The sequence below is a fragment of the Sphingobacterium sp. UDSM-2020 genome, assembly GCF_016132525.1.
Lineage (GTDB): Bacteria > Bacteroidota > Bacteroidia > Sphingobacteriales > Sphingobacteriaceae > Sphingobacterium > Sphingobacterium anhuiense.
Genome location: NZ_CP066166.1, coordinates 5,209,793 through 5,235,028, shown reverse-complemented (window position 1 = coordinate 5,235,028; position 25,236 = coordinate 5,209,793). Strand labels below are relative to the sequence as shown.

15 protein-coding genes are annotated in these 25,236 nt (G+C 36.5%); 8 read left to right on the top strand and 7 right to left on the bottom strand.

The genetic code is table 11. From position 1 onward, the window contains the following. Window positions 1-903, bottom strand: coding sequence for a LiaF transmembrane domain-containing protein (locus tag JAZ75_RS22070; protein ID WP_132773016.1), 903 nt, complete (start codon window positions 901-903; stop codon window positions 1-3). A gap of 284 nt (window positions 904-1,187) precedes the next feature. On the opposite strand from JAZ75_RS22070, the gene JAZ75_RS22065 reads away from it, so the two are divergent. Beyond that, window positions 1,188-1,517, top strand: coding sequence for a DUF3276 family protein (locus JAZ75_RS22065; protein ID WP_132773015.1), 330 nt, complete (start codon window positions 1,188-1,190; stop codon window positions 1,515-1,517). Window positions 1,518-1,562: 45 nt separating this feature from the next. On the opposite strand, the gene JAZ75_RS22060 is transcribed toward JAZ75_RS22065, so the two are convergent. After that, the gene (locus JAZ75_RS22060) at window positions 1,563-2,456 is read right to left on the bottom strand and encodes a DMT family transporter (protein WP_208698581.1); all 894 of its coding nucleotides are present in this window, start codon (window positions 2,454-2,456) and stop codon (window positions 1,563-1,565) included. A gap of 197 nt (window positions 2,457-2,653) precedes the next feature. Further along, window positions 2,654-3,385 (bottom strand): FadR/GntR family transcriptional regulator, encoded by a 732-nt coding sequence (locus JAZ75_RS22055; protein WP_021189128.1) that lies wholly within the window; start codon window positions 3,383-3,385, stop codon window positions 2,654-2,656. A 138-nt stretch (window positions 3,386-3,523) separates the two neighbouring features. Here JAZ75_RS22055 and JAZ75_RS22050 point away from each other — a divergent pair, with 138 nt between their 5' ends. The 3 genes from JAZ75_RS22050 (at window position 3,524) to JAZ75_RS22040 (ending at window position 9,369) form a co-directional block, all read left to right on the top strand. Next, window positions 3,524-6,811 (top strand): SusC/RagA family TonB-linked outer membrane protein, encoded by a 3,288-nt coding sequence (locus tag JAZ75_RS22050; RefSeq protein WP_208698579.1) that lies wholly within the window; start codon window positions 3,524-3,526, stop codon window positions 6,809-6,811. Between the two features lie 9 nt (window positions 6,812-6,820). Continuing rightward, a complete protein-coding gene (locus JAZ75_RS22045; RefSeq protein ID WP_132842315.1) occupies window positions 6,821-8,386 on the top strand; it encodes a RagB/SusD family nutrient uptake outer membrane protein in 1,566 nt (521 codons plus the stop codon). 62 nt (window positions 8,387-8,448) lie between these two features. Next, window positions 8,449-9,369: a dihydrodipicolinate synthase family protein gene (locus JAZ75_RS22040; protein WP_132773011.1), complete on the top strand. Its 921-nt coding sequence runs from the start codon at window positions 8,449-8,451 to the stop codon at window positions 9,367-9,369. 121 nt (window positions 9,370-9,490) lie between these two features. Here the strand turns inward: JAZ75_RS22040 and JAZ75_RS22035 are convergent, their stop codons facing one another. Both JAZ75_RS22035 and JAZ75_RS22030 read right to left on the bottom strand, forming a co-directional pair. Then, a complete protein-coding gene (locus JAZ75_RS22035; RefSeq protein WP_208698577.1) occupies window positions 9,491-11,311 on the bottom strand; it encodes an alpha-L-fucosidase in 1,821 nt (606 codons plus the stop codon). Between the two features lie 163 nt (window positions 11,312-11,474). Then, window positions 11,475-12,383, bottom strand: coding sequence for an AraC family transcriptional regulator (locus JAZ75_RS22030; RefSeq protein WP_183912150.1), 909 nt, complete (start codon window positions 12,381-12,383; stop codon window positions 11,475-11,477). Between the two features lie 584 nt (window positions 12,384-12,967). On the opposite strand from JAZ75_RS22030, the gene JAZ75_RS22025 reads away from it, so the two are divergent. Genes JAZ75_RS22025 through JAZ75_RS22010 form a run of 4 tightly spaced genes read left to right on the top strand, consistent with a single transcriptional unit; the run spans window position 12,968 to window position 19,547 of the window. Further along, window positions 12,968-15,724: a DUF1553 domain-containing protein gene (locus tag JAZ75_RS22025; protein WP_208698575.1), complete on the top strand. Its 2,757-nt coding sequence runs from the start codon at window positions 12,968-12,970 to the stop codon at window positions 15,722-15,724. Between the two features lie 5 nt (window positions 15,725-15,729). Then, window positions 15,730-17,223 (top strand): DUF1501 domain-containing protein, encoded by a 1,494-nt coding sequence (locus tag JAZ75_RS22020; RefSeq protein ID WP_132773005.1) that lies wholly within the window; start codon window positions 15,730-15,732, stop codon window positions 17,221-17,223. A gap of 12 nt (window positions 17,224-17,235) precedes the next feature. Next, window positions 17,236-18,117, top strand: a complete 882-nt coding sequence (locus JAZ75_RS22015) for a sugar phosphate isomerase/epimerase family protein (RefSeq protein ID WP_232789297.1) — start codon at window positions 17,236-17,238, stop codon at window positions 18,115-18,117. Then, complete coding sequence (locus JAZ75_RS22010; protein ID WP_232789296.1) at window positions 18,114-19,547, top strand: c-type cytochrome domain-containing protein; 1,434 nt, start codon at window positions 18,114-18,116, stop codon at window positions 19,545-19,547. Before JAZ75_RS22015 ends, JAZ75_RS22010 begins: the two co-directional genes overlap by 4 nt. 167 nt (window positions 19,548-19,714) lie before the next feature. On the opposite strand, the gene JAZ75_RS22005 is transcribed toward JAZ75_RS22010, so the two are convergent. Together JAZ75_RS22005 and JAZ75_RS22000 are read right to left on the bottom strand one after the other, a co-directional pair. Beyond that, window positions 19,715-20,878: an efflux RND transporter periplasmic adaptor subunit gene (locus JAZ75_RS22005; protein ID WP_208698573.1), complete on the bottom strand. Its 1,164-nt coding sequence runs from the start codon at window positions 20,876-20,878 to the stop codon at window positions 19,715-19,717. Between the two features lie 5 nt (window positions 20,879-20,883). After that, a complete protein-coding gene (locus tag JAZ75_RS22000) occupies window positions 20,884-25,197 on the bottom strand; it encodes a CusA/CzcA family heavy metal efflux RND transporter (protein WP_208698571.1) in 4,314 nt (1,437 codons plus the stop codon). Between the last annotated feature and the right edge of the window lie 39 nt (window positions 25,198-25,236).

The following is a 25,236-nucleotide window of genomic DNA, read 5'->3' as shown; positions in this document are numbered from 1 at the left end:
CTAGGCATTTCTAATGGTTAAATTTCCAAAAAGACAAGTACCTGTGATATATAATTTTTTAGCTGGATCTCTTGTTAGACCTACATTGAAACGTCGGTCATCAACATCACCGAACACAGATGAAACGTTAGAATAGACGGTCCAATTCGCAGGAACAATAATTTTAGCACTTCCGAACATTTGGAAAGCATCAATTACGGCTATGTCGGTTATATCCGCTTGTGTCAGATCAATGGATACGCTACCGAACATACAAGCTATGTTACCACCTCTAAAATTTTTAGATAGAATAAATTTTTTGAGGCTTGCAAAGATGGAATTGACATTTAAAACATCTTCAAAGCTATTTTCTGTCTGTGCATAATATGGAGTGGCAAAGGCCTGCTCATTAGGCAGACCTTGATTGCTATTTGTATTGCTGTTGGCGTTTCCGCTTGTCTCGTCATTTTCAGCTACTGTTTGTTGATCATTTTCAGTTGCCGGATCGATAACACGCTTATCCCAGTCAAAGTCTACGGGAGGCTTTGGAGGACCACTCGGGTTGATAGGCATGGGAGGCATAGGAGGTAAACCTTTTTTTCTTCCCATGATAAAATATGCTCCTAATCCAATAATCAAGATCGGGAATATAATTCCTCCAAAATCGGTGTGCATGATTCTTCTAGCTAGAAATGCTAGACCAACCGCAATTAAGATGATAGAAGATTTTTTTTGAAAATTAGAATTGACACCTATTACAAGACCGATAATAATCAAAATCATATACCAGCCAAATATCCATGAAGGGAAGAAGAAGTCTAAATCTAAATTTTTTAATAGTAATAGAATACCGATGAGTATGATGATACCACCTATGATATTTTTACTGTTGTTGCTTTTTGGTACGAATGGCTCTTTTTCCATGACTTTTAAAATTTATACTTCAAAGGTATAGTTGTTATATAACCCGAAGTAATTGAAATAGGTAATCGATCAATAATATTCGGTAAATGTAATAAAATCCTCGGTGAAAAAATATCGTTGAGGAGCGATAGGTGACATTTATCGGCTAAATATAAAAATCAAGTTCGTTAAAAGAGCTTATCATAGATTCAAAATTTATTTTTTTTGAATAATATTTGGAAGTTACATGCTAAATATTATATATTTATCAAAGATTAAGATAACTTAAACTTAAATAATAACCAATGGGAGATTTTGAAAACAAAGAGCGAGAAGAGGTTTTTTCAAAAAAAGTGAGAGCGGGTAAGCGTACCTATTTTTTTGATGTAAAGGCTACACGGTCTAACGATTACTACATTACCATCACTGAAAGCAAGAAACGTTTTGAAGACGGCCAGTTTATTAAACACAAAATATTCTTGTATAAAGAAGACTTTGAGAAATTTGCAGAGGGTTTGACAGATGTTGTTGAATACATTAAATCGAATCAGGAAGTTCTTGAAAAACGCTACGAGCCTAATTTTGATGATCCAGCATATGTAAGTGAATCATCTAAAGATGATTTTTCTTTCTAAGATTTTATAAATTATTTAAAGGCTGTAATAATCTTACAGCCTTTTTTATTTTTTACTTAATATGAAGACGGTAGCGATAATGCAGAAAGTTCCTATCCAATCCCACAAGGAAAAGGGAACATGAAGCCAAGATACGGCCAAAAGTGTGGCAGAAAGAGGCTCAGCTGATGCTAACAGACTCGCTTTCTGTCCACCGATTAATTTTACGGAAGTCAGATAGAAGTAAAATGGAAAAACAGTTCCGAAAAGAATAATGAGTGCCGTAAATAAATAAGTTTTAGTATCCCAAACGCCCTGAATATCCCAAGGTGCTTTCATGAAACTGAAGGCAATACCACCACAAAGGAGAGACCAGCCAATCACTACAGAGGATTTGTGTTTTGATAGTAATGTTATCGGCATTAAAGTGTAGATCGCTAATGAGACCGCAGAGGCTAAGCCAAAAAACAGCGCGGTATTGGATATGGCGAGGGTATTGATGTTACCATTTGTGACTAATAGAAAAGTTCCAATTATTGCCAGAATAATAGCAAATAATTCTAAAAGGCTGGGTAATCTTTTATGCTTAAACGCTAAATAGATGGCGATTATGATTGGACCAGCATATTGTAGCACAGTAGCGGTAGCGGCATTCGAATGCTTAATGGCCGCAAAATAAGTATATTGTACAGCCAGCATACCAAACATGCTAAAGGCAAGTAGTTGTAAACGGTCATTTTTAGTTTTCCAAATTTCAAATATAGGCGCTCTTTCGCTAGTTTTTGCAAAGCTTAGTAAGCAGATGCCAGATAGTAACATACGAACTGTAATCAACCATTCAACATTTATTTCCCTTTTTTGAAATAGAAATTGTGCTAATGTCCCAGATACTCCCCATAGGATAGCTGCTGCAATTGCTAAAGAAAAGCCTTTATAAATCGTACTTTTTTTTGTGGGCATAAAGGTAAATAGAAGTGAGCTATAAAATTAGAATAAATATAGATGTTGTTCGAATGAAGTCGGCTACGGGAGCGCTACATATTCATTATACTTAACATTTAAGTAGCAAGTTGATAGGTATGAGATACACTGCTTTCATACTTCTGGTATGAAAGCAGTTGCTGTATAGTAATAAGTTATGATGAAATATTGAATCTTTAATCAATAGGTTTGTTATCGTATTGTTGTATACGCTGAAAGTGATTATCTAAGTGCTGGCGCATCGCATTTCTGAAAACTTCAGGAGTTCCTACCTTTAATATGTCCACCAAGCCACGGTGAGATATAAAATTCTTTGAGTTTGACTTTTCAATCAGCATGCCACTCGAATGTACAAATTTAAAGACTGGTAAAAGAAGATTTTGAAAATCTTTAAGCATGATATTCCCACTGATCTCATATAATTTACCATGGAATGCAACTTCTGTTTCGATATCAAATATGCTGTTGTCATTATCATTTGATTCTTTAGCAACAATTACTTCTAATTCTTGAATATCTGCAGGAGTAATTCTTTGATAAAGTAAATCTGCCATTCCAAGTTCCAATATCAATCTCATTTCAAATAAATCACGCAGTGTCTTATCATCCATGATCGTTGGGTAAAGCGATTTTTTCATCGGACTGATCAGATCCGGACTGGTTAATACAGCACCTCTATGTTTTTTAGATTCTACTAAGCCTACTAGTCTTAAACGTAACATTGCTTCTCGGATCACCGTGCGGCTTACTCCTAAAGTTTCCGCTAATTCTAATTCCTTGGGAAGTGCATCGCCTATTTTTAATCCCTGACTAATGAATAAATTGATGATTTCTTTCTCCACTTTATCAACGAGTGAAGAGGTATCAATGGTGTTAACAAAATTGATCAATGTTGGATTTGTACTCATAAAAGTGCATTTATACGCCTAAAAACAAATATACATATAAATTTTTACAAGTATGTTGTACATAATGTTAATTTAATATTGTTTTTTACAAATTAAATTATATAAATTTGCTTTATGTAATACTTAATAATAACCAATATGTATTCAAACCGAAAATTAAAACATTTATTACTCTGGTCTATGCTAGCAGGAAATCTAGCTGTAATCCATGCGCAGGATCGAAACATTCAAGGTAAAGTCAGAGATGCCGTTACAGGAGAAGTTTTGGGAAATGTAACTATTAACGTGAAGGGAAGTAAGCAATCTTTACAAACAAAAGCTGATGGTTCCTTTATTTTACCGACAAATCCGAATGCGATCCTGGTCATTACTTCTACAGGATACAAACCTCAGGAAGTAAAAGTTGGACAGGCAGAATCCTTGGAAATTAAATTAGAATCTTCCAATCAGCAAATTGATGAGGTTGTTGTTGTGGGCTATGGAAAGATGAAAAAATCCAATTTGACGGGCTCCGTAAGTCGATTGGATAAGAAAGTTTTAGAAACGGGTGTTCGATCCAATCCAGCTTCTGCATTAGCGGGAACAATTCCAGGTATTAGAGTACAGCAAACTTCAGGTAGGCCTGGTGCGGTGCCATCAGTAACGCTAAGAGGGGGGACTACATATGCTGGCGGTGGGAATCCATTAGTAATTGTTGATGGTTTAATTCGAAGCGGATTTAATGATATTAATCAAAATGATATAGAATCTATTGATGTTCTAAAAGATGCATCGGCTACAGCTATTTACGGAGCAAGAGCGGCAAATGGGGTGGTATTAATCACTACTAAAAAAGGAAAAGAAGGCGTATCTAATGTTACACTTCAATCTAAAGTTGGTATTAATACTTTAAACTCTCCATTTAAGTTTTTAAATGCACGAGATTATATAAATTGGAGTCGAAAAGGAGTTCAATTGTCAGGGCAGTATCAACCTAGCCAATTAGATCAATTAACGAAAGTTCTCCCATTTGGTACTGGTAATTTGTATAAAGATGCAAATGGAAACATTTTAGATGGAAATGTAACAAGTAATGCAGTTTGGAGCACAATGTTCTTAGATGATACAAATAGAGAGCTATTGCAGCAAGGCTGGCAGACAATGATTGATCCAGTTACGGGTAAAGAATTAATTTTTAAAGATTTCGATTACGCGGATTATGCATTACGTGATTTCAGCTTAACTCAAGACTATAATATTGCCGTTCAAGGTGGGAATGATAAGGGGAAGTATTATGGAAGTGTTGGCAAATATAATGAAAAGGGAATGCCAATCAGTAGTTTTTATGATCGGACAACCTTTGTATTAAATGGTGATTATAAAATTAAGCCGTGGTTACAGTCCTTTTCAGGAGTCAATTTTGCTTATACAAAATGGCGTGATGCTATTAATGGTGAAGGTAATTACATGACCCGTGCATTAGGAGCGCCTCCAACTATGCGCGGTGTTAATGCCAATGGAGAATTGCTTGTTGGAAAAGATTGGCAAGATGGTAATCCAGTTGTAAATGATGATAAGTTTATTCGGAAAAATATTAATCAAAAGCTTACATTATCACAGGCTTTTACCGTCAATTTTTTAGAAAATTTAAGCTTAAGAGTTAGTGGTAATTGGTTTTTTAATCAGTCAACAGCAGAATCATTTAATAAGGATTATTTAGCAAGTCCGGGAAATTATGTACGCACACGTAATTCATCTGCTTCCTATGATAAGATCTATAACCAAACTTATAATGCCGTATTAAACTACAATACGAACATTCGTGAGGATCATCATATTGATGCGATGATCGGTTGGGAATTTTTTGATGCATATAATAATGGTTTTTCCGCTTCAGGAACAGGAGCGCCAACAGATGATTTTATGGATTTGGGTTTAACAAGCCCAGAAGCAAATAAGAGAGCGATTGACTCGTATCATGATCGCCAACGTATAACTTCCTATTTTGGACGTGTCAATTATGATTATAAGGAAAAATATCTGATGACTTTGACAGCAAGACGCGACGGTTATTCTACTCTCCTTAATAATCGATGGGGAACTTTTCCTGGAATATCACTAGGCTGGGCTTTACATAAAGAAGATTTTTTAAAGGATTATTTAGGTGCTGATCATACTGTGAATTCATTAAAACTGCGTGCAAGTTATGGTGCAAACGGAAATGTTAGTGGAATAGGTTCATATACCTTACAAGGTTCTTATGGAACTAGTAAATATGATGGTCAGGTAGGATACACGATGTCAACTTTATCTATCCCTAACTTGAAATGGGAAAGTTTAATGACTAAAGAAGTTGGTTTAGAAACTAGACTATTCAATAAATTAGATCTTACGGTCGCTTATTATCATCGTACGACAAAAGATAAAATAGCTAACCTAACATTACCTGCTTCTGCTGGATTCACAACTATTACAACCAACAATGGTGATATGCAAAACCAAGGAGTGGAAGTTGATTTAAATTATCAATTACTCCGAAAGTCTAATTGGGATGTAAATGTTAGTTGGAACACCGCTTATAATAAAAACAAAATATTAAAATTACCATATAATGGTGTTGAAAATAATAGACAGGGCGGTTTGCAGGTGTATGATTCAAAAACTAAGGAATTGATCTGGGTTGGTGGTTTTCAAGAAGGACAAGATCCAAATGTCGCATATGCTTATGAAGCTACAGGTATTATTCGTACCCAGCAGGATCTAGATAATTATGCTTTACAACTAAAGGATTTGATCGGAGCAAGAACACTTGTTCATCCAGATGTATTTAATGCGCTACCAGCCGATCAGAAAGGACTATATTACCCATTAGCTCTAGGTGATGTTATGTGGAAAGATGTAAATGGTGATGGTATTATTAATTCTTATGATCGTGTTTATATGGGAAATACAGTTCCTAAATGGACTGGAGGTTTCGGGCTTTCTGTACGCTGGAAAGATCTTAGTTTAAATAGCCGTTTTGATTATGCCTTAGGTTATGTTGCCTATGATGGACCAAGGGCTTGGTTTCTAGGAATGATGCAAGGAACATTTAATACGACAACAGACGTATTTAATACTTGGACTCCGGAAAATCCCAATGCTCAGTACCCTTCTTATTACTGGGCAGATCAATTATTTAAAAATAATACAAGTCGGGAAAGTAGCATGTTTTACAATAAGGGAAACTATCTGGCATTTCGCGAATTAACCCTTGGATATAGATTACCTAAAACCTTAGCAAATAAGATAAAAATGGAAGATTTAAATGTTTCTTTAACAGGACAAAACCTTCATTACTGGACAAAAAACACTTTATTTTCAGCAGAAAGCGGTAGTGTCGGACAGGGAGGCGGAGGATATCCATTACCCCGAACATTTATATTAGGTTTACAATTAACATTTTAATGCAAAGCGATGAAAAATATATTTATTTACTTACTAATAGCATCCTCATTTCTTTCCTCTTGTAAAGAAATGGAATTAGATCTGGCCCCAGAAGATTATTTTGCTAGTGGATCATTTTGGAAAAATAACGATCAAGTTGCTGGGGCAATGCTGGGCCTTCATGGACAGTTGAGGGGACAACAACAAACGCTATGGAGTTTAGGTGAACTTCGTGGTGGAACTTTGAGAAATGGTACTGCAGATATTGGTACCTCTTCATTAAATTCTGCTAATATAATAATTCAGGACATTCGTGAAAGTTCACCTGGATTTAGTGCTTGGGCTGGTCTTTATGGACCTTTATTTCAAGTTAATAATTTCATTTACCAGGTAGAAAAAGCCGATTATCTTACTGAAGCACAAAAAGGCTACTATTTGGGACAGGCATATGGACTTAGAGCTTTCTATTATTTTTACTTATTCAGAACTTACGGACGTGTGCCACTTGTTACTGAACCTCAAGCAGCAGTTAATACACCTAGTTCAGCGGAAGAAGCGTACAAAGCTCGAACAGAAACAGAGCTAGAAACAATGGCTTTTATTAAATCAGAAATTGATAAATCTGAAAAATCATTTGGAATTGTTTATGATACAAAAAATCAAAAAGCACAGTGGTCTTTAGCTGCCACTAAAATGTTGAAAACAGAGGTGTACTTATGGACAGCTAAAGTTGATTTAGATGGTAAGGCTCCTCAGAATGTTAAAGCCGACCTCGATATTGCTAAAAGTGCAGTTGAAGATGTAATACCGCGATATTCTTTACAGAATAATTTTTCAAACGTATTTCAATCTGCTAGTATTCCGGCTATGAAAGGTAATTCTGAAATTATTTTTACGCTACGTTACATGAATCAGGAAGCTACCAATTTCTTTAATAATTTTATATATGCAGCTTCTGATGACATTTCAGGATATGTTGACGAAAATGGCATGGCTATACCGAAAGATCCACTACAGGCAGGCTCTACTGGTATCATCCGTTATCAATATAAAATTGATTTGTATAAATTATTTGAGAAAAATGATACTAGGGCAAATGCTACGTTTATAAATTTTAATAAAGGTAATACCTCTGCAACATTCTTGCGAAAATTTTTAGGGACCTTAATTGACGGGGTACGTAATTATTCAGATGATTATCCTATTTATAGACTTGCGGACGCTTATTTACTTTTAGCTGAAATAAAAAATAAATTAGGTCAAGATCCAACTGATGAAATTATGAAAGTAAGAAATCGTGCATATAATGGAAAAGCGCCATTATTTGTAAATGGAACTTTTGAAAGTAATGAACTTGCCATTTATTACGAGCGTACTAAAGAATTTGTTTCGGAAGGACATCAATGGTTTGATTTGCGTCGCATGCAAGATGCTAGTGGCAAGCCTCTTGTGTTTCGCCGTGATTTGCCTTTAGTTGGTGTTTTGGATAATACTGAAAGTCAGAAACATAAACTTTTATGGCCTATAGATTTAGGGACGTTGTCAGCAGATCCGAAATTAACTGGACAACAAAATCCTGGTTATTCCGGAACCTAACCACAAAAATTCTACTCCATAACGGAGTAGAATTTCATTTTAGAAAAATCTAATTATTATATATGATCACAAAAAAAATAGATGGCTTAATTGCCGCCCCTTTCACGCCATTTGACGAGAATGGAGCATTAAATTTAGCACAAATACCAAATTACTACCAGTCTTTAAAAAATAATAAGGTTACGGGAGGCTTTATCTGTGGGTCAACAGGTGAAGGAGTTTCATTAACTTTTCAAGAAAAAGTCGATGTCTTAAAAGCATGGACCAAGTTAACAAAAAGCGATCCTGATTTTAGTTTAATGATTCTCTTAGGAGGTACAAACATTAAAGAATGCCGAGAGTTGGCCACAATTGCTGAAGCAGAAGGCGTAGACGCTATTTCATTTACATCACCATTTTATTTCAAGCCTTCAAATGTGGATCAGCTTGCTAAATGTTGTGCCGCTGTTGCTGAAGCAGCTCCCAATACGGCATTCTATTATTATCATATTCCGGTGTTGACAGGTGGTAATTTTCCAATGATTGATTTACTGAAAGCAGTAGATGGCAAAATTCCGAATTTTGCAGGAATTAAGTATACACATGAAGACTTTATGGATTTTCTATCGTGTATGAACTATGCGGATCGAAAGTATGATATGCTGTGGGGCAGAGATGAGAATATGCTATCTGCTCTAGTATTAGGAGCAAGGGGAGCGGTTGGGAGTACTTACAATTATGCCGCACCATTATATTATGACCTGATCAAAGCATTTGATGATGGTGATTTCGACAGGGCAAATGATCTTCAGCAACAATCTATTGATATGATTACCCTTCTTGGAAAATATGGCGGTATTTCAGTAGGTAAGGCATATATGAAACAGGTTGGACTAGACTGTGGAGAATTTCGACTACCAGTCAAAAATATGACTGCAGAGCAATATAAATCATTCGAATCTGATGTTAAAAAATTGAATTTTAATTCTTTCTGTTCAAAATAGTTTAACGGCAATTAATTGAAAACAAAAAATATTTTTCATTTTTTGTGAAACTCATCAAATTTAAATGAAAAGAGCCCGTTTCCATTTGGAAACAGGCTCTTAGCTGTCTATTTATTTCAGTTTATTTGACAGGAACGAGACTGATTGAACTAATCTCAGGTAGTGAATTTCCCGTAATTTCAAGCGCTTTTAGTTCCGCTTTTAAAGCGGTGTCTCCAAGTGCCTGTTGTGAAATTTCAAATGTTCCTGTTTCAACATCTACAAATTGGCTACCTTTGGTTGCCTTGAGTTGATAAGATAAGTTATTCGTTCCGAGACTTAGCGAAATAGTTCCTGATTTTTGCTCGTGCGGAAGATAATTAACGACTATCTTATAGATGCCAGGACGCTGGATTTTTACATCCCACGCCACTTGATCGGATTTTTTAGACCAGTCGCCAATTGCATTTGGACGATTCGGATCATGAGTCGTTGCGCCAATAAGTTTAATTCCTCCAGTACCGATTAATTTAGCATTGTTAGCCGTTAAGATTATTCTACCATCTTTTTGAGTTAATATCTGTTGCTGTATTACTTGAGGAGTTCCTTTGATTTCTGCAACAATAACCATTGGCATCTGTCCTTTAAAGTCCGCAGGTAATTGGATTGTTTTTCCCGCAGCAGATTTTGATATCTTTAATGATTTTTTAGAACTTCCTAATAAATAGGCTTTATGAATAGTACTCGCCAATGGTACTTCTATACTGCCATTTGATGGAATATCGAATACATGGAAATATAGTTTACCATCTTTTTGAGTACAGTAGCCCCAATCTAATCCTTGAAACGGACTTGCAGTGGTTCCATATATGGATTCATTATTTACTTTCATCCATTGACCGATGTCCTTAAGTAGCTTGACGGCTTTCTCTGGAATAGCACCTTCACCATCCGGACCAACATTGAGTAGGAAATTTCCACCTTTACTTACTGTTTCGATAAATAGACGCATTGTTTTATCAAATGATTTCCAGTTCTGGTCATGTGCACTATAGCCATAGCTTTCATTCATCGTGTGGCTCACTTCCCAGTCCATACCCGGAAGACCTGTTGGTGGTATATATTTTTCGGGAGTTCCAATATCCCCATTTTTATTTTCAAGACCATCCCAGAAACGGTTATTGACAATAACCCGAGGTTGCCATTTAATTAAATCTGTAAGAATACGTTTTGTACCCCAGCTCTCACCCTGATGATTTTTACTACTAAAGTCAAGCCATAGGACATCCAGACCTCCATAATTATTCGCAAGCTCTTTCACCTGCCCATATAAATAATCTTTATAGACTTCATGATTGGGCTTATAGCCAGTAGGGTTGGGGTTTAAATAGGAAAGACCTTCATATGAGTCCGGATGTTGCCAATCTAATAATGAATAGTAAGCACCCGCTTTTAGACCTTTAGCACGAAAAGCTTTAACGACTTCTCCGTAAAGATCACGTCCTTTAGGTGAAATATTAGTACCTCCTGTGATGTCATTTTTTAATGAATAAGGTTGTTGACTATTAAAAATTGAGAATCCTTCGTGGTGACGTGAGGTTATAATAACATACTTCATGCCTGCTTCTTCTGCAAGGGATGCCCAAGCAGAGGCATCAAATTTTGAAGCTGTGAATTTTGGTTTTAAAACTTCGGCATATGGCTTGCTCGGTACTTTTGCCCATGCTTGAATCCATTCGGCATAATGTTGTGGATATTGTTTTCCTTCCCAGCTACCTCCAGCGGCACTGTAAAGTCCCCAATGGATGAAAAGTCCAAATCGGGCTTCTCTGAACCACGTCATCCGACTGTCTTTTGTTTCCTCCCATCCGGATACTCCTTCGTATGGAATAGATTGCGCATTACTCGATAATACTGCTGTCGATAATAATCCTAAAAGAGCAATTTTCTTAATTATTTTCATTTAGTTTTTATGGTTTATGTTGATATTATATATCTACTATAGAATACCCTTTAACTTTTATTCTTTATCAGTTCCAAAGAAAGCGAATTATTTTTTATTTGAAAACTTTGGAATATGAATGTTACCATAATTATTTAGGACATTTTATTCGTTGTGAATAATACTAATCATTGGAAGAAATAGGTTTTATTGGTGTGCTGAATCTACCAACCTCCATTTCTTTTCGATAGGTTCTCGGATTTTTATTCATAATTTCTTTAAAAAACTTATTGAAGTTTGTTAAATTTTGATAACCGCTAGCATAGCATACTTCTGAAATATTCAGATTCTTATCTTCCAGCAATTTGCAGGCATGTCCTATGCGTGTTTCATTTACGAATTTAGAAAACGATTTTTGGGTGTGTTTTTTGAAGAACCTGCAGAAAGCATTTGAGTTCATATTTAAGAGGCTAGCCGCTTCCTGCAATGAAACGGTTTCTCTAAAGTTTTGCATTACGTAAACATAAATGATGTTTATCCGTTTATTATCCTTTTCGCTGTAAACAGGTTTATATGTCCCTGATGATAAATGATCATATTCGGTACTTTGATGCAATAATGCTATAAGATTTAGGAAACCGGTTATTTTTGAAAAAGAATCTTTATGGACTAGATCCCGCATGAGTGTCATTGCATTTTTTAATGTATTCCCATAAAAACGTAAACCATCTTTAGTCTTATCAATAAATTTTTGCATGGCTTGAATTGTCGATTGATCATCGGTCAATTGAATAAGAAAGTCAGCTGGAAAGTAAATAACAAGAGCTTTAGCACGCTCATGGTAGTCTGGCTTTAAAAAAGCATCATCATTATGCCAAATATGTGGAATGTTAGGCCCGATTAATACCATATCTCCTGCACTAAATGAGTCAATATGATTACCAACAATACGTTTGCCGTAACTTTCTTCGATAAGGACTAGTTCGCATAGTTCATGAAAGTGCAAAGGATTACTAAAAAAAGCTTCGTCCACATGTTTGATATGTATTGTTTTCTTCGGAAGTGGACTGATTTCTATTAATTTAGCTTTCATTCGTCTAGATAATTGGCTTGTAACCTACGAATATATAAATTTCGGTATAATAAAACAATTTTTGATCTTTTGTGATCATCGATCGCTTTTTAGGGATATATAGTTGTAAAAGATGAACTGCTGATGTTGATTTATACTAATAAGCATTAGAACAATGTGATCTATGAGCGACTCCCCATAAGCGAGGTGATCAAATCTTGAATAGTAAAATTTTTGATATTGTAAATGGTCGCTAGTTTTAAAGGGAAAAAGTCTCCATGATAGCCATAGCATTTCAAGTTATAAAGAGCATCATAAATTAAACATAGGTTTACTATGACGCTGAAAGAAACAAATAAATTACACAAAAAAGGTATTAACGTCAATATACTGTCATTATTTGTTAATGAGGTTGTATTTTATGAGGTTGAAGATCCTTAATTTTATTTTTTATAAATGAAGAAGAACTGCTGTTAGCAAGATACATTATAAAACCTTTGTATTATTTTATAAACCTAATAAGCGAATACAACTAATTTGCTTTGTTTAAAATCGCTGTACTGCGATTTAAAATAAAAGCTTAGAAGTTATAAATCGTATTAAACATGAAAAAGAAAGTCGTCGTCGTATCCCTCTTATTGAGTGCCATTGTGGTCGTCGGATTGTTTACCTTTAAGAAGGAAGATCCTGTTGATTTTAGTGCTGAAGTGAAACCTATCCTTAATAAGCATTGCATTACTTGCCATGGTGGCGTAAAGAAAAATGGAGGTTTTAGTTTGCTTTTCGAAAATGAGGCATTTGCTAAGGCAGAGTCTGGTAAGCCGGCTATAATCGCAGGCGATGCAGATCATAGTGAATTTATTAAACGGTTGACCATTGATGATCCCGAGTTAAGAATGCCATACAATGCACCACGATTGAGTGATGATGAAATCGACATCTTGAAAAGATGGATCAACGAGGGGGCGAAATGGGGCAAGCACTGGGCTTATACGTTACCTGAAAAAGTGGAAGTACCTAAACCATTTTCTTTTGCTGGTTTATTTGGAATGAATCCATCGGGTATATCCAATAATATCGATTATTTCGTTCAGGATAAAATGAAAGAGAAAGACCTGTCTTTTTCAAAGGAGGCAGATAAGGAGACCTTATTGAGACGACTGTATCTAGATGTGGTCGGTATTCCACCAAGTTTAACCGAATTGCAATCATTTGTAAATGATACGAGGGGAAATGCTTACGAGTTAAGAGTTGATAGTTTACTAGCTTCACAACAGTATGGTGAAAAATGGGCTAGTTGGTGGCTGGACTTAGCCCGATATGCGGATACTAAAGGTTATGAAAAGGATGGGTCAAGACAAATATGGCCTTATCGCGATTGGCTCATTAAAGCTTTTAATAAGGATATGCCTTTCGACGAATTTACGGTACAGCAATTAGCGGGTGACTTATTGCCTGATCCAACTAAAGATCAGCTTATTGCAACAGCTTTTCACAGAAATACAATGAATAATGATGAAGGGGGGACCGACAGTGAAGAGTTTCGTGTGGCCTCTGTTCTAGATCGGGTCAATACAACTTACCAGGTTTGGCTAAGTACAACTTTTGAGTGTGTACAGTGTCACAGCCATACTTACGATCCATTTAAATTTGAAGAGTATTATAAATCTGTTGCTTTTTTTAATAATACACGAGATGAAGATACCCAAGGTGATCATCCAAGGTTGCGGTTCTATAAGGCCGAAGATGAAAGCAGAGTGGATAGTATCAAATCTTGGTTGACCCAGAAAGGGAATCAAAAGCTGATTCGTTCTACAGACTTATTCTTGCATACATTGGAACCAAAAATTCATGCACATTATAGTGATCAGGTTGAAAATGGCGCTTTGTATGATACTAAATGGCTCGGAATACGTTCAGGAGGAAGTGCTCGATTGAAACACATCACCTTGCAGGGTAAAAAGCAATTTTATATTAATTATTGGACATCATTAAATGGAGGTGCCATAGAAGTCAGAAAGGGTAGTAAAACAGGCCCGTTACTGACGACAGTCCAATTGCCTAGTACTTCTGGAAGACAAGTTATTCAAGCAGATCTGAAGGAAGATACCGGAGTTCATGACCTTTATTTAATATTTAAGAATGCAACAGCAGCAAAAGATCAGCCGATTTGTATGATTGAGTGGTTCGCATTGCGCGAAGGGTTTCCAGTATCTGCAGACCCGGAGTCCCAGCGAATGCAAAATAACTTTATGCAACTGATTAATACAAATCCTGAAAGTGTACCTGTGATGATTGAAAATCCTGCAGAAATGCATCGTAAAACACATGTTTTTGAGCGAGGAAATAGATTAGCGCTAGGTAAAGAGGTGCAACCTGCAGTTCCTGAAACATTAAATCCTTTTCCAAAGGGAGCTCCTAACAATAGATTGGGCTTTGCTAAATGGATTGTAAGTAAAGATAATCCTTTGACAGCACGTACTTTGGTAAATCGAATTTGGGCGCAATTATTTGGACGCGGGTTGATGGAACCACTAGGAGATATGGGGACGCAGAGTACACCATCTATGCATATTGATTTATTGGATTACTTAGCGCTAGATCTCATGCAAAATAAAAAGTGGAGTATGAAAGCGCTTATTAAGGATATTGTTATGTCTTCCACCTATAAGCAATCATCGAGTTTAAATCAAGGAGATGCGGAGAAAGATCCGGCTAATATATTTCTAGCGAGAGGACCACGATTCAGACTTTCGGCAGAGCAGATTCGGGATCAGACATTAGCCGTAAGTGGTCTTCTAAGTTCTAAAATGTATGGACCTTCGGTGATGCCCTATCAGCCGGATGGTGTATGGATGACGGTATATAGTGGTGAGTCGTGGGCAACAAGTACAGGTGAAGACCAATTTAGAAGGGGGTTATATACATTTTTAAAACGGACAAGTCCTTATCCTTCATTTATTTCTTTTGATGCATCGAGTCGAGAGGTCTGTTTGGTTGATCGGATCAGAACAAATACTCCATTACAAGCACTAACCACATTAAATGATCCCGTTTATCTGGAGGCAGCTAAACATCTATCGACACTCATGCAGAAAGAAGGAGCAGGAGATTCTAAAAAAATAATTTCTTATGGTTATAAGAAACTGATGTTAAAAAATCCGAGTGCAGAAAAAGTGGTTGCACTGGAAAAATTATATAAAGAAGCATTACAAAATTTTAATAAAAAACCGGCAGAGGCAGCTAAATTCATGGCTGTTAATGCGAGTGATTTAAAAGATCCATCTTTAACATCAAAGGCTGCCTACATGGTGGTAGCCAATGCTTTATTAAATCTGGATGAATTTCTTACAAAATCTTAAACGACATGAAAGATCTCGATAAATTATTTCGTGAATTGCAACAGCAGAAATTGCAGGCGGTAACGCGTAGACATTTTTTGAAAGATTGTGTGGCAGGTGTTGGAAGCATAGCATTAGCAAGTTTTTTGGCAAGTTGTGGAGGGAACTCCAGTGGATCTGGAGCTATAGATTTAAATGCATTAAATCCACTTGTACCAAAATCACCTCATTTTCCTGGAAAAGCAAAAAGTGTCATTTACTTGCATATGGCAGGAGCTCCTTCACAATTGGAACTTTTTGACTATAAGCCAGTGTTGCAGACATTACATAATCAACCCTGTCCTGAGTCACTATTAGCAGGTAAAACTTTTGCATTTATCAGAGGTACTCCTAAAATGCTAGGTCCTCAAGCGACTTTCAAACAGTATGGGCAAAGTGGAGCTTGGGTTTCCGATCATCTACCGCATTTTAGTAAAGTTGTGGACGATGTCAGCTTTTTAAAGGCTGTACATACAGACCAGTTTAATCATGGTCCTGCACAGATGTTTATGCAAACTGGTAGTGCAAGATTGGGTAGGCCTAGTATCGGATCTTGGGTAACTTATGGTTTAGGATCAGAAAATAGCAACTTGCCAGGTTTCGTAGTATTGACTTCAGGTGGAAAGACTCCCGATGCCGGAAAAAGTGTTTGGGGATCAGGATTTTTACCTTCAGTATATCAGGGTGTGCAATGCCGTTCGAAAGGTGATCCTGTTCTATATCTTGCCGATCCGGAAGGCATGAGCAGAGACTTAAAGAGACATGCTATCGATGCGATTAATGAAGTCAACAAGGACGAATATAATACCTATAAGGATCCTGAAACATTATCTCGAATAGCCCAATATGAGATGGCTTACAAAATGCAGGTCGCGGTTCCAGAGGTTATGGACATCAGTCAAGAACCGGCGCATATTCATGAATTATATGGTACAGAACCGGGTAAAGAGTCTTTTGCGAATAATTGTTTATTAGCACGAAAACTGGTTGAACAAGGAGTCCGTTATGTACAGTTGTTTGATTGGGGATGGGATAGCCATGGAACTAATGCCTCCGATTCTATCGATTATGGTTTCCGTAATAAATGTAGGGAAATTGACAGACCTATGACCGCATTGATTATGGATCTTAAGCAACGTGGATTGCTGGACGAAACGCTTGTAGTGTGGGGAGGAGAATTTGGACGAACTCCAATGCAGGAAAATAGAGATAACAGCGATATGCCCTTTTTAGGACGTGATCATCATACTGATGCCTATACGATCTGGATGGCAGGAGGCGGTGTCAAGAAAGGGGTGACCTATGGAGAGACTGATGAAATCGGGTTTACGGGTGTAAGCGGAAGATCGTCCGTTCATGATGTACATGCGACAATGCTTCATTTGCTCGGTTTCGATCATGAAAAATTTACTTATGAATTTCAGGGCAGACCATTCCGTTTAACGGATGTTGAAGGTAACCTGATTAGTGCAGTTGTTTAATAAATAATTGGAATGAAATATATATACAGCATTATGCTTTTTATTTTATGGGCTCTACCAAATCAAGCTCAAGTGAATAATAATTTAAAAATAAAGTTCTATTGTACCAATTGGGGTATGTCAGAGTCATGGGACAGCTACTGTGCTCGAGTAAGTCAGGCTGGATTTGATGGTTTAGAGACCTGGCTTCCAGCGGCAGGGGAAGAGCGTACAGCCATGTTTAATGCTTTAAAAAAACATAACCTTTCTTTGGGTTTATTAAGTGGAGGTGGCGGTGCCAATTTTGATCAGTATCTTGCTTCTTTTATAAAAAATGTTGAGGATGCCGCGCAAAAAAAACCAGATTATATTAATTGTCATACTGGAAAAGAGTATTACACGTTTGAACAAAATAAAGCTTTGATTGATGCAGCAGAAGCCATTTCTAAAAAAACGGGTATCCCAGTTAGACATGAAACACACCGCGGCCGATTTAGCTTTGCCGCACATATTACAAAAAAATATTTAGAAGAGATTCCGCATTTGCGTTTAACATTAGATATATCACATTGGTGTAATGTTCATGAGTCTATGTTATCAGATCAGAAAGAAGCCGTTCAATTGGCGCTTTTAAAAACTGGACATATACACGCCCGTGTTGGTCATCCGCAAGGACCACAGGTTAATGATCCCGCAGCTCCAGAATGGAAATCTATTTTGGATCAGCATTTGGCATGGTGGGATGAAATTGTACGTATTCACAAAGAAAGTAAAGCAAAAGTCCTAACCATAACAACTGAATTTGGTCCCTCTGGATATTTACCGACTTTACCTTATACACAACAGCCTGTAGCTGATCAATGGAGTATCAATGTCTTTATGTTAAATCTTTTAAAGACACGCTATAAATCATGATGTTGTTTTTTGAAGAGTTAATGAATTTTACAGGAAGATGGCACCCAGTTATGGTACATCTTCCTATTGGAATGTTAGTTATTGCCTGTGTATTGGCACTTTTCTCAAGAAAGGAAAATTATAAGAATATAGGCCCAGCAATATCATTATCCTTATTGTTTGGTAGTGTGGCGGCTATATTCGCTTGTTTTACAGGGTATCTGTTGTCTTTACAAGGCGGTTATGAGCAAGATACTTTGAATTTCCATCAGTGGTTAGGACTTGCAGTTGCTGCTATTAGTCTTTTTTTATATTTTTTATATAAGGAAGGTGTTCGTAATTCATTCATTGAAAAGTTTAAATCTAAGCGTGTTACATTATTATTTTTGATGTTTATTCTTATTGGCATTACTGGTCACTTTGGAGGTACTTTAACACATGGGAAAGGGTATTTTAAAGATGCGCTTCCTACAGCGATTAAAACTGTTGTCGGGATAGAGGATGCATCTGAAGAATCTGTTTTACTGACTAATGTGCAACAAGCGCAGGTATATTCCGGAATTATTCAGCCCATTCTTAAACAGCGATGTCAAAGTTGTCATGGGGAGAAAAAGCAAGAAGGTGGTTTTGCTCTTCACGATCAAGCTCATTTATTGAAAGGTGGTGATGGCGGGACAGTACTTGTCGCAAATGATTTAGAAAAAAGTGAATTATATGCGCGATTGATATTGCCAGAGGGTCATAAGAAAAGAATGCCTCCAAAAGGCCGTAAGCCAATTACTGCAGAACAAATTAAGTTGATCGGATGGTGGGTGAAAGAAGGTGCTGATTTTGCTAAAAAATCAAGTGACTTGGCGCAGACAGCAGAAATAAAAGAAATTTTAGGGAAATTAGAAAAGGGAAGTGAACCGACTTCTCCATTTGAAGAATTACCGGAGGCAAAAAAGCTACCGGCTGATTTTGTACAGCAGTTACAAGCAAAAGGAATTAAAGTTTTGCCTATTGCAGGTAATAGTGAATATGTAACCATCAACGCAATTAACTATCCTGAATTTAAGGATCAAGACTTAAAAGATCTTTTAAAGATCAAGGATAACATTGTGCAGTTGAAATTAGGAAATACCGCTATAACTGATCAAAGCCTCAAGATGATGGCCGAATTCCCAAACTTAATGAAGTTACATTTAGAAAATACAAAAATTACAGATTTAGGACTTGAACATCTGAATGGACATCCAGCTTTATCCTATCTAAATTTATTTGCAGTGCCAGTTACTGATAAAGGGTTAGAAAAGCTCAATAAAATGCCAAAATTGAAACAAATCTATGCCTATCAGACAAAAGCGACGTTGGCAAGTGTTGAAAATTTAAGGAAGATATCAAAACAAGTTCTGATCGACACAGGATCTTATCAGTTACCATTTCTAGCTTCTGATACCGTTCGATACTAATAACAATAATTCAATTATGAGCATCTTAAAAAATAAACAGCTGCTTATAATGGTAAATGTTTTGTATTAGAAATGTATAAATAAAAAAACTTAAAAAAGGAGTAGAAAAAATAGATTTCTACTCCTTTTTTAATTGCATTTATGATTTCAACTATTATTTTCTTTAACTATTCTTCTGCTTTATTCTTTAGTGCCATCAATAGATCGTATGCTCCTTTTTCGACAAACGACTTTCCTCGGAGATCCTCTAAAGAACTAACTTCTGCGAAATTGTTATACTGTGTTCCTGTTTTTACAGGGATCAGTCTAAATTGTCCTTTTACTAATTGTTCCCAAACGTATTCTTTATTTTCAAAAGAAACGATACAGGCAGTAGGTAGTACTTGAGTAGGCTGTTTTTGAATGCTGATCATTCCGTTAATGAATAAGCCAGAAATAAGCCCGGAATCCAAATTTTGGATGCGTGCGAAAATGTCGGTAGACCCATCCTCAGATACTTGTGGGTTTATCGTAATTACTTTTGCCTCATATTTTTTATCCTGTGAAGCATTTGTGCTTATTCTTATTTCTTGTCCTGCCTGGATATGAGCAAGATCACTTTCAAATACTTTAAAATTTGCTAGTAAACCATTTGGATCTAGTAATTCAAATAATTTATCTGTGGGTGAGACATATTGGCCTTTATTAACTAGAACTTCACTAACTCGTCCATTGAAAGGAGCCACGATATTTATTTGACTTTTTATTTGGTCGACTTGTAGCGTGTTGGGATTGATGCCGATAAGTTTTATTTTTTCTGCTAGGGACTTATTGGATATAGTTAGTTTTTTGTATTCTAACGTTGCTTCTTCAAAAATTTTGTCACTGGCAACTTTGTTCTTATTTAGTTCCAATTGTCTTTCATAGTTAAGTGTTGCAGTCTTTAATAAAGCTAAATTACTCAAATAATCCTCTTGCAACTGTATAAATTGCGGATCTTCTAATGTTGCTAATATTTGTCCTTTTTTAAATGACATACCAGGCATAGCTTGGATGTTTTTGATATGACCACCATATAAGCTGGAGATGCTATGAATAAAATTGGGCGATACCATCATTTTTCCATTTAATTTTATAGTTTTATCCATTATCTGCTCTGATATAGAAGAGAGGGAAATGGATAAGTGTTGCTCTTGATCTGGCGTTAGCTTTACTATTTCTGTACTAATATTTTTTACTGGTTTAGAGATTTTATTTTCTTCTTTCGCTTCTCCGTTTGAGCAGGAGAATGAAACTGAGCCAATCGATATGAGTATGAAGCCCGTTTTAATATAATTTTTAATGTTCGTCATTTTGTTTAATTAATAGATAGGTAATCCAATTCGATAGTGCTTTCATTCAACTTTTCTATAGCATTTAAGTATTGACTTTTAATTTCTAAAGATTGATTAATAAGGATCACCCAATCTAAATAGTTGATTCCTCCAGCATTATATTGTTGCATCGCTGTATTCAATAATGCTGTCGCTTTATTTAATTGATTTTGTTCAAAACGTTGCACAATCTCTTGTCTGTTGGCAAACTGTTGTTGCCATAGTTTTTTCTTATTGCTATTTTCTTTTAGTTTTAAGTCATAATTTCCTTGAGCTACGATCTCTTGGACTTTAGCAGCTTTTACTAAGTTTCTCTGACCTTTTGTGAATATAGGTAGCCCAATGCCCAATTGAACTACATTAAATCGATTTCCACTTATTTCCTTCATAGACTGGTTGTACCAGCCAGCATTGAGAGTAGGGAGTAATTTACTAGACTCTAATTTTGTTTCTGCCCGCTTTGTTTTAGTCTGTAGTGCAAATGCTTTTAATTCAGGGTGCTCCTCCAGAATGGATTGTTTTTCATGTCGCAGTTGAAATTTTATGGATTCTCTTTGAGGAAGAATAGGCTCTTTTGTTTGCAGAATAAACTGAAATTGCAGAATTGCCTGCTCTAATTCCATCTTTAATTCTTTGCGCTGTAATATGATCTGCTCGCGTTGTAGATCTGCAACAGTGGTCTCCATAATATTGGCATCACCTAATTGAAATTTTAAATTTGCCTTATCTGCGAAGCTTACATACAAACTGTCCGAATATGCTAAAATGGCATCTTTCTCTTGTAAGAGTAATATGGAATAGTAAAGTTCTTTAACAGATTTAGTCACTAGGGCTGTGGTCCAATTTTGATAAATTTCTTGTTGCTTATAGGATGCATCTAACACTTGTTTTTTACGGCTATATACTGTAGGAAAGTCAAATCGTTGTATAAATCCAACTTTATTGTCCATTTTTGAACTTTGAAGCTGACCCCACTCGGTCGAGATCTCCATTTGTGGAATATCTATAGCACTATTTTTCATTTTAGATCGATAATCGAGTTCTAATGCCTGTTGCTTTATTTCTAGATTATTGTTCGTCGCCATTTTAATAGCATCCTCCAAGTTGATGTGATTTTGTGCATCAGCATATCCACATGACAATAGCAGAATTAAGATGATGGTATATTTCCGTTTCATTTTTGGGATTTTTATTCGGTCGATAAGTACATATAAAATTGGTAAAACAAAGAGTGTTAGGGCTGTTGCTAATAATAAACCTCCAATCACGACTGTTGCTAAAGGCCGCTGAACTTCTGCCCCAGCACCGCTACTAAGGGCCATTGGTAGAAATCCCAGCGAAGCGACAAAAGCTGTCATTAGTACTGGGCGGAGTCTTACACGTGAACCCATCATGACGATACGTGTATTGTTGCGTATACCATGCTGTTTTAGACGATTAAACTCGGCAATCAAAACGATTCCGTTCAAAACAGCCACACCGAAAAGTGCAATAAATCCAACTCCCGCACTGATACTGAACGGCATTCCACGTAGTACTAAGAAATAAATACCACCAATGGCAGATAGTGGTATCGCCGTGTAGATCAATAAACTTTGTTTAAATGATCGAAATGCGAAGTATAATAAAAGGAAGATCAAAAGTAAAGAAACTGGAACTGCTACCCCTAGTTTGGCCTTGGCTTTATTGAGATTTTCAAATGTTCCACCATATGCGATGGTATAGCCAGTCTCCATTTTCATTTCTTGCCCAACCTTGGTCTGAAGTTCTTCCACTATCGTCTGTACATCTCTTCCTCTGATGTTGAATCCCACGATAATACGTCGCTTTGTGTCTTCTCTTTGTATCTGATTTGGACTACTTTTCAGTTCGACATTTGCCAATTGATGTAACGGGATTTGTTGCTCCGTTTCTGTTGGAATTAATAAATTTCGAATATCTTCTAAATTTTGGCGTTTGTCATCCCTAAGTTTTACCACCATATCAAAACGTTTCTCTCCTTCATAGATCAAGCCAGCATGCTGACCTGCAAAAGAGGCATTTAAAATACGGTTGGCAGTTTCGATTTGAATTCCGTAGCGAGCCAGTGCGTCGCGGTTATACTCGACAACCACCTGAGGAGCGCCAACTACTGGTTCAATATATAGATCCTGCGCACCTTTCACTTTATTTATGATAGTTCCAAGTGTATTCGCATATTGAGCTAGTGAATCGAGGTCTTCCCCAAATATTTTACAAACAACATCCTGCCTTGCTCCAGTCATTAATTCGTTAAAACGCATTTGGACAGGAAATTGAAATCCAGTTGTTAGGCCAGGTATTTGTTGTAACTCGGCACTCATTTTCGCTGATAATTCCGGAAATGAAGTAGCAGATGTCCACAACTTTTTGGGTTTTAAAACAATGATCATATCGCCAGCATCCATCGGCATAGGTTCTGTCGGGATTTCAGCACTACCGATTTTTGTTACTATTTTTTCTATTTCAGGAAATTTATTTTTAAGAATATGCGCTGCTTTTGTTGTTACTTCTACCGTTTTATCTATACTGCTTCCTTGAAGAATGCGCATTTCAACTGCAAAATCTCCTTCTTCTAAAGAAGGTACAAATTCGCCACCCATACGTGTTAAAAGAATAACTGCCGATGTGAATAATATCAGTACAACCGCAATGATAAGTTTATTCCATTTTAATGCTTTAATCAGTAATCTTTGATGACCTAACTCTAGTTTTTCCATTGCTCTATCCGAGAAGTTTTTCTTTGTCGGCTTCTTTTTACTGATTACGAGTGAAGTCATCATAGGGATATAAGTTAACGATAGAATAAAAGCTCCAACCAAAGCAAAAGCTACTGTTTGTGCCATTGGTTTGAACATTTTACCTTCGATACCCTCTAGTGAAAATATAGGGAGATAAACTATTAATATGATTATCTGACCGAAAACAGCACTATTTACCATTTTAGACGCCGAGCTTGTTACTTGTAGATCCATTTCATTTTGGCGTAACATAGAACCTGGCAAACGCTTATTATGTATTAATTGATGCAATACAGCTTCCACAATAATAACTGCGCCATCGACAATAAGGCCAAAATCTAGCGCTCCCAAGCTCATTAAGTTACCACCAACACCAAATAGATTCATCATGATAATGGCAAATAGCATAGAAAGGGGGATGACAGATGCCACCAATAATCCTGCTCGTAGATTACCCAAAAATATAACTAAGATAAAAACAACTATTAGTGCGCCTTCAACCAGATTTGTTTTGACCGTACTGATGGTATTGGTAACCATTTTGGCTCGATCCAAAAAAGGCTCTATTTCAACTCCTTCGGGCAGTGATTTTTCAATTTCAGATAATCTTGTTTTAATATTTTTAACGACTTCATTGGCATTTTCACCTTTTAGCATTAAAATAATCGCTCCGGAAACTTCTCCTTGATCGTTGAACGTCATGGCACCATAACGTATTGCATGACCGATACGAATTGTAGCAACATCTTTTAATAGGATAGGAGTGTTGTCTTTTGTTTTTGAAACTGCTATTCTTTCAATATCCTTTTCGTCTTCAATGAGACCTTCGCTACGGATAAATAATACGGTTTCTTTCTTCTCAATATAAGCTCCACCGGTGTTTTGATTATTCTTATCCAAGGCATCAAAAACATCCTGAATAGAAAGTTTTAAGGATCTTAAGCGGCTAGGATCTAAAGCAATTTCATATTGTTTCAGTTTACCTCCAAAACTACTCACTTCCGCAACGCCTTTGGTTCCCAATAGTTGCCTGCGAATAGTCCAATCTTGTAAGGTCCGCAATTCAGTTGCTGTATATTTATTTTCGTAACCTGGTTTTGGTTTGACTACATATTGAAATATTTCTCCTAGTCCAGTTGAGATAGGACCAAGTTCTGGCGTTCCAATACCATCAGGAATCATTTCCTTAACAGAGTTGAGTCGTTCAGAAACTTGTTGTCTAGCCCAATATACATCGGTATCATCGTTAAAGACGATAGTTACAAGTGAAAGTCCGAACCTAGAAAAACTTCTTATTTCCGTTATTCCACTGATGTTACTGGTTGATTGTTCGATAGGGAAAGTTACCAGTCGTTCGATATCCGCCGCTCCATAAGAAGGGGCAACAGTAATTACTTGTACTTGATTGTTTGTTATATCGGGTTGAGCATCGATCGGTAGCTTACGCAATTCAAAGATCCCCAAAACCAGTAGCCCCAATGTAAATAGGGCAATGATGAGTTTATTCCGTACGGAAAACTCAATGATTTTATTAAGCATGATAAATTGTTAAAAAGATTTGGCATATAGAAAATCACC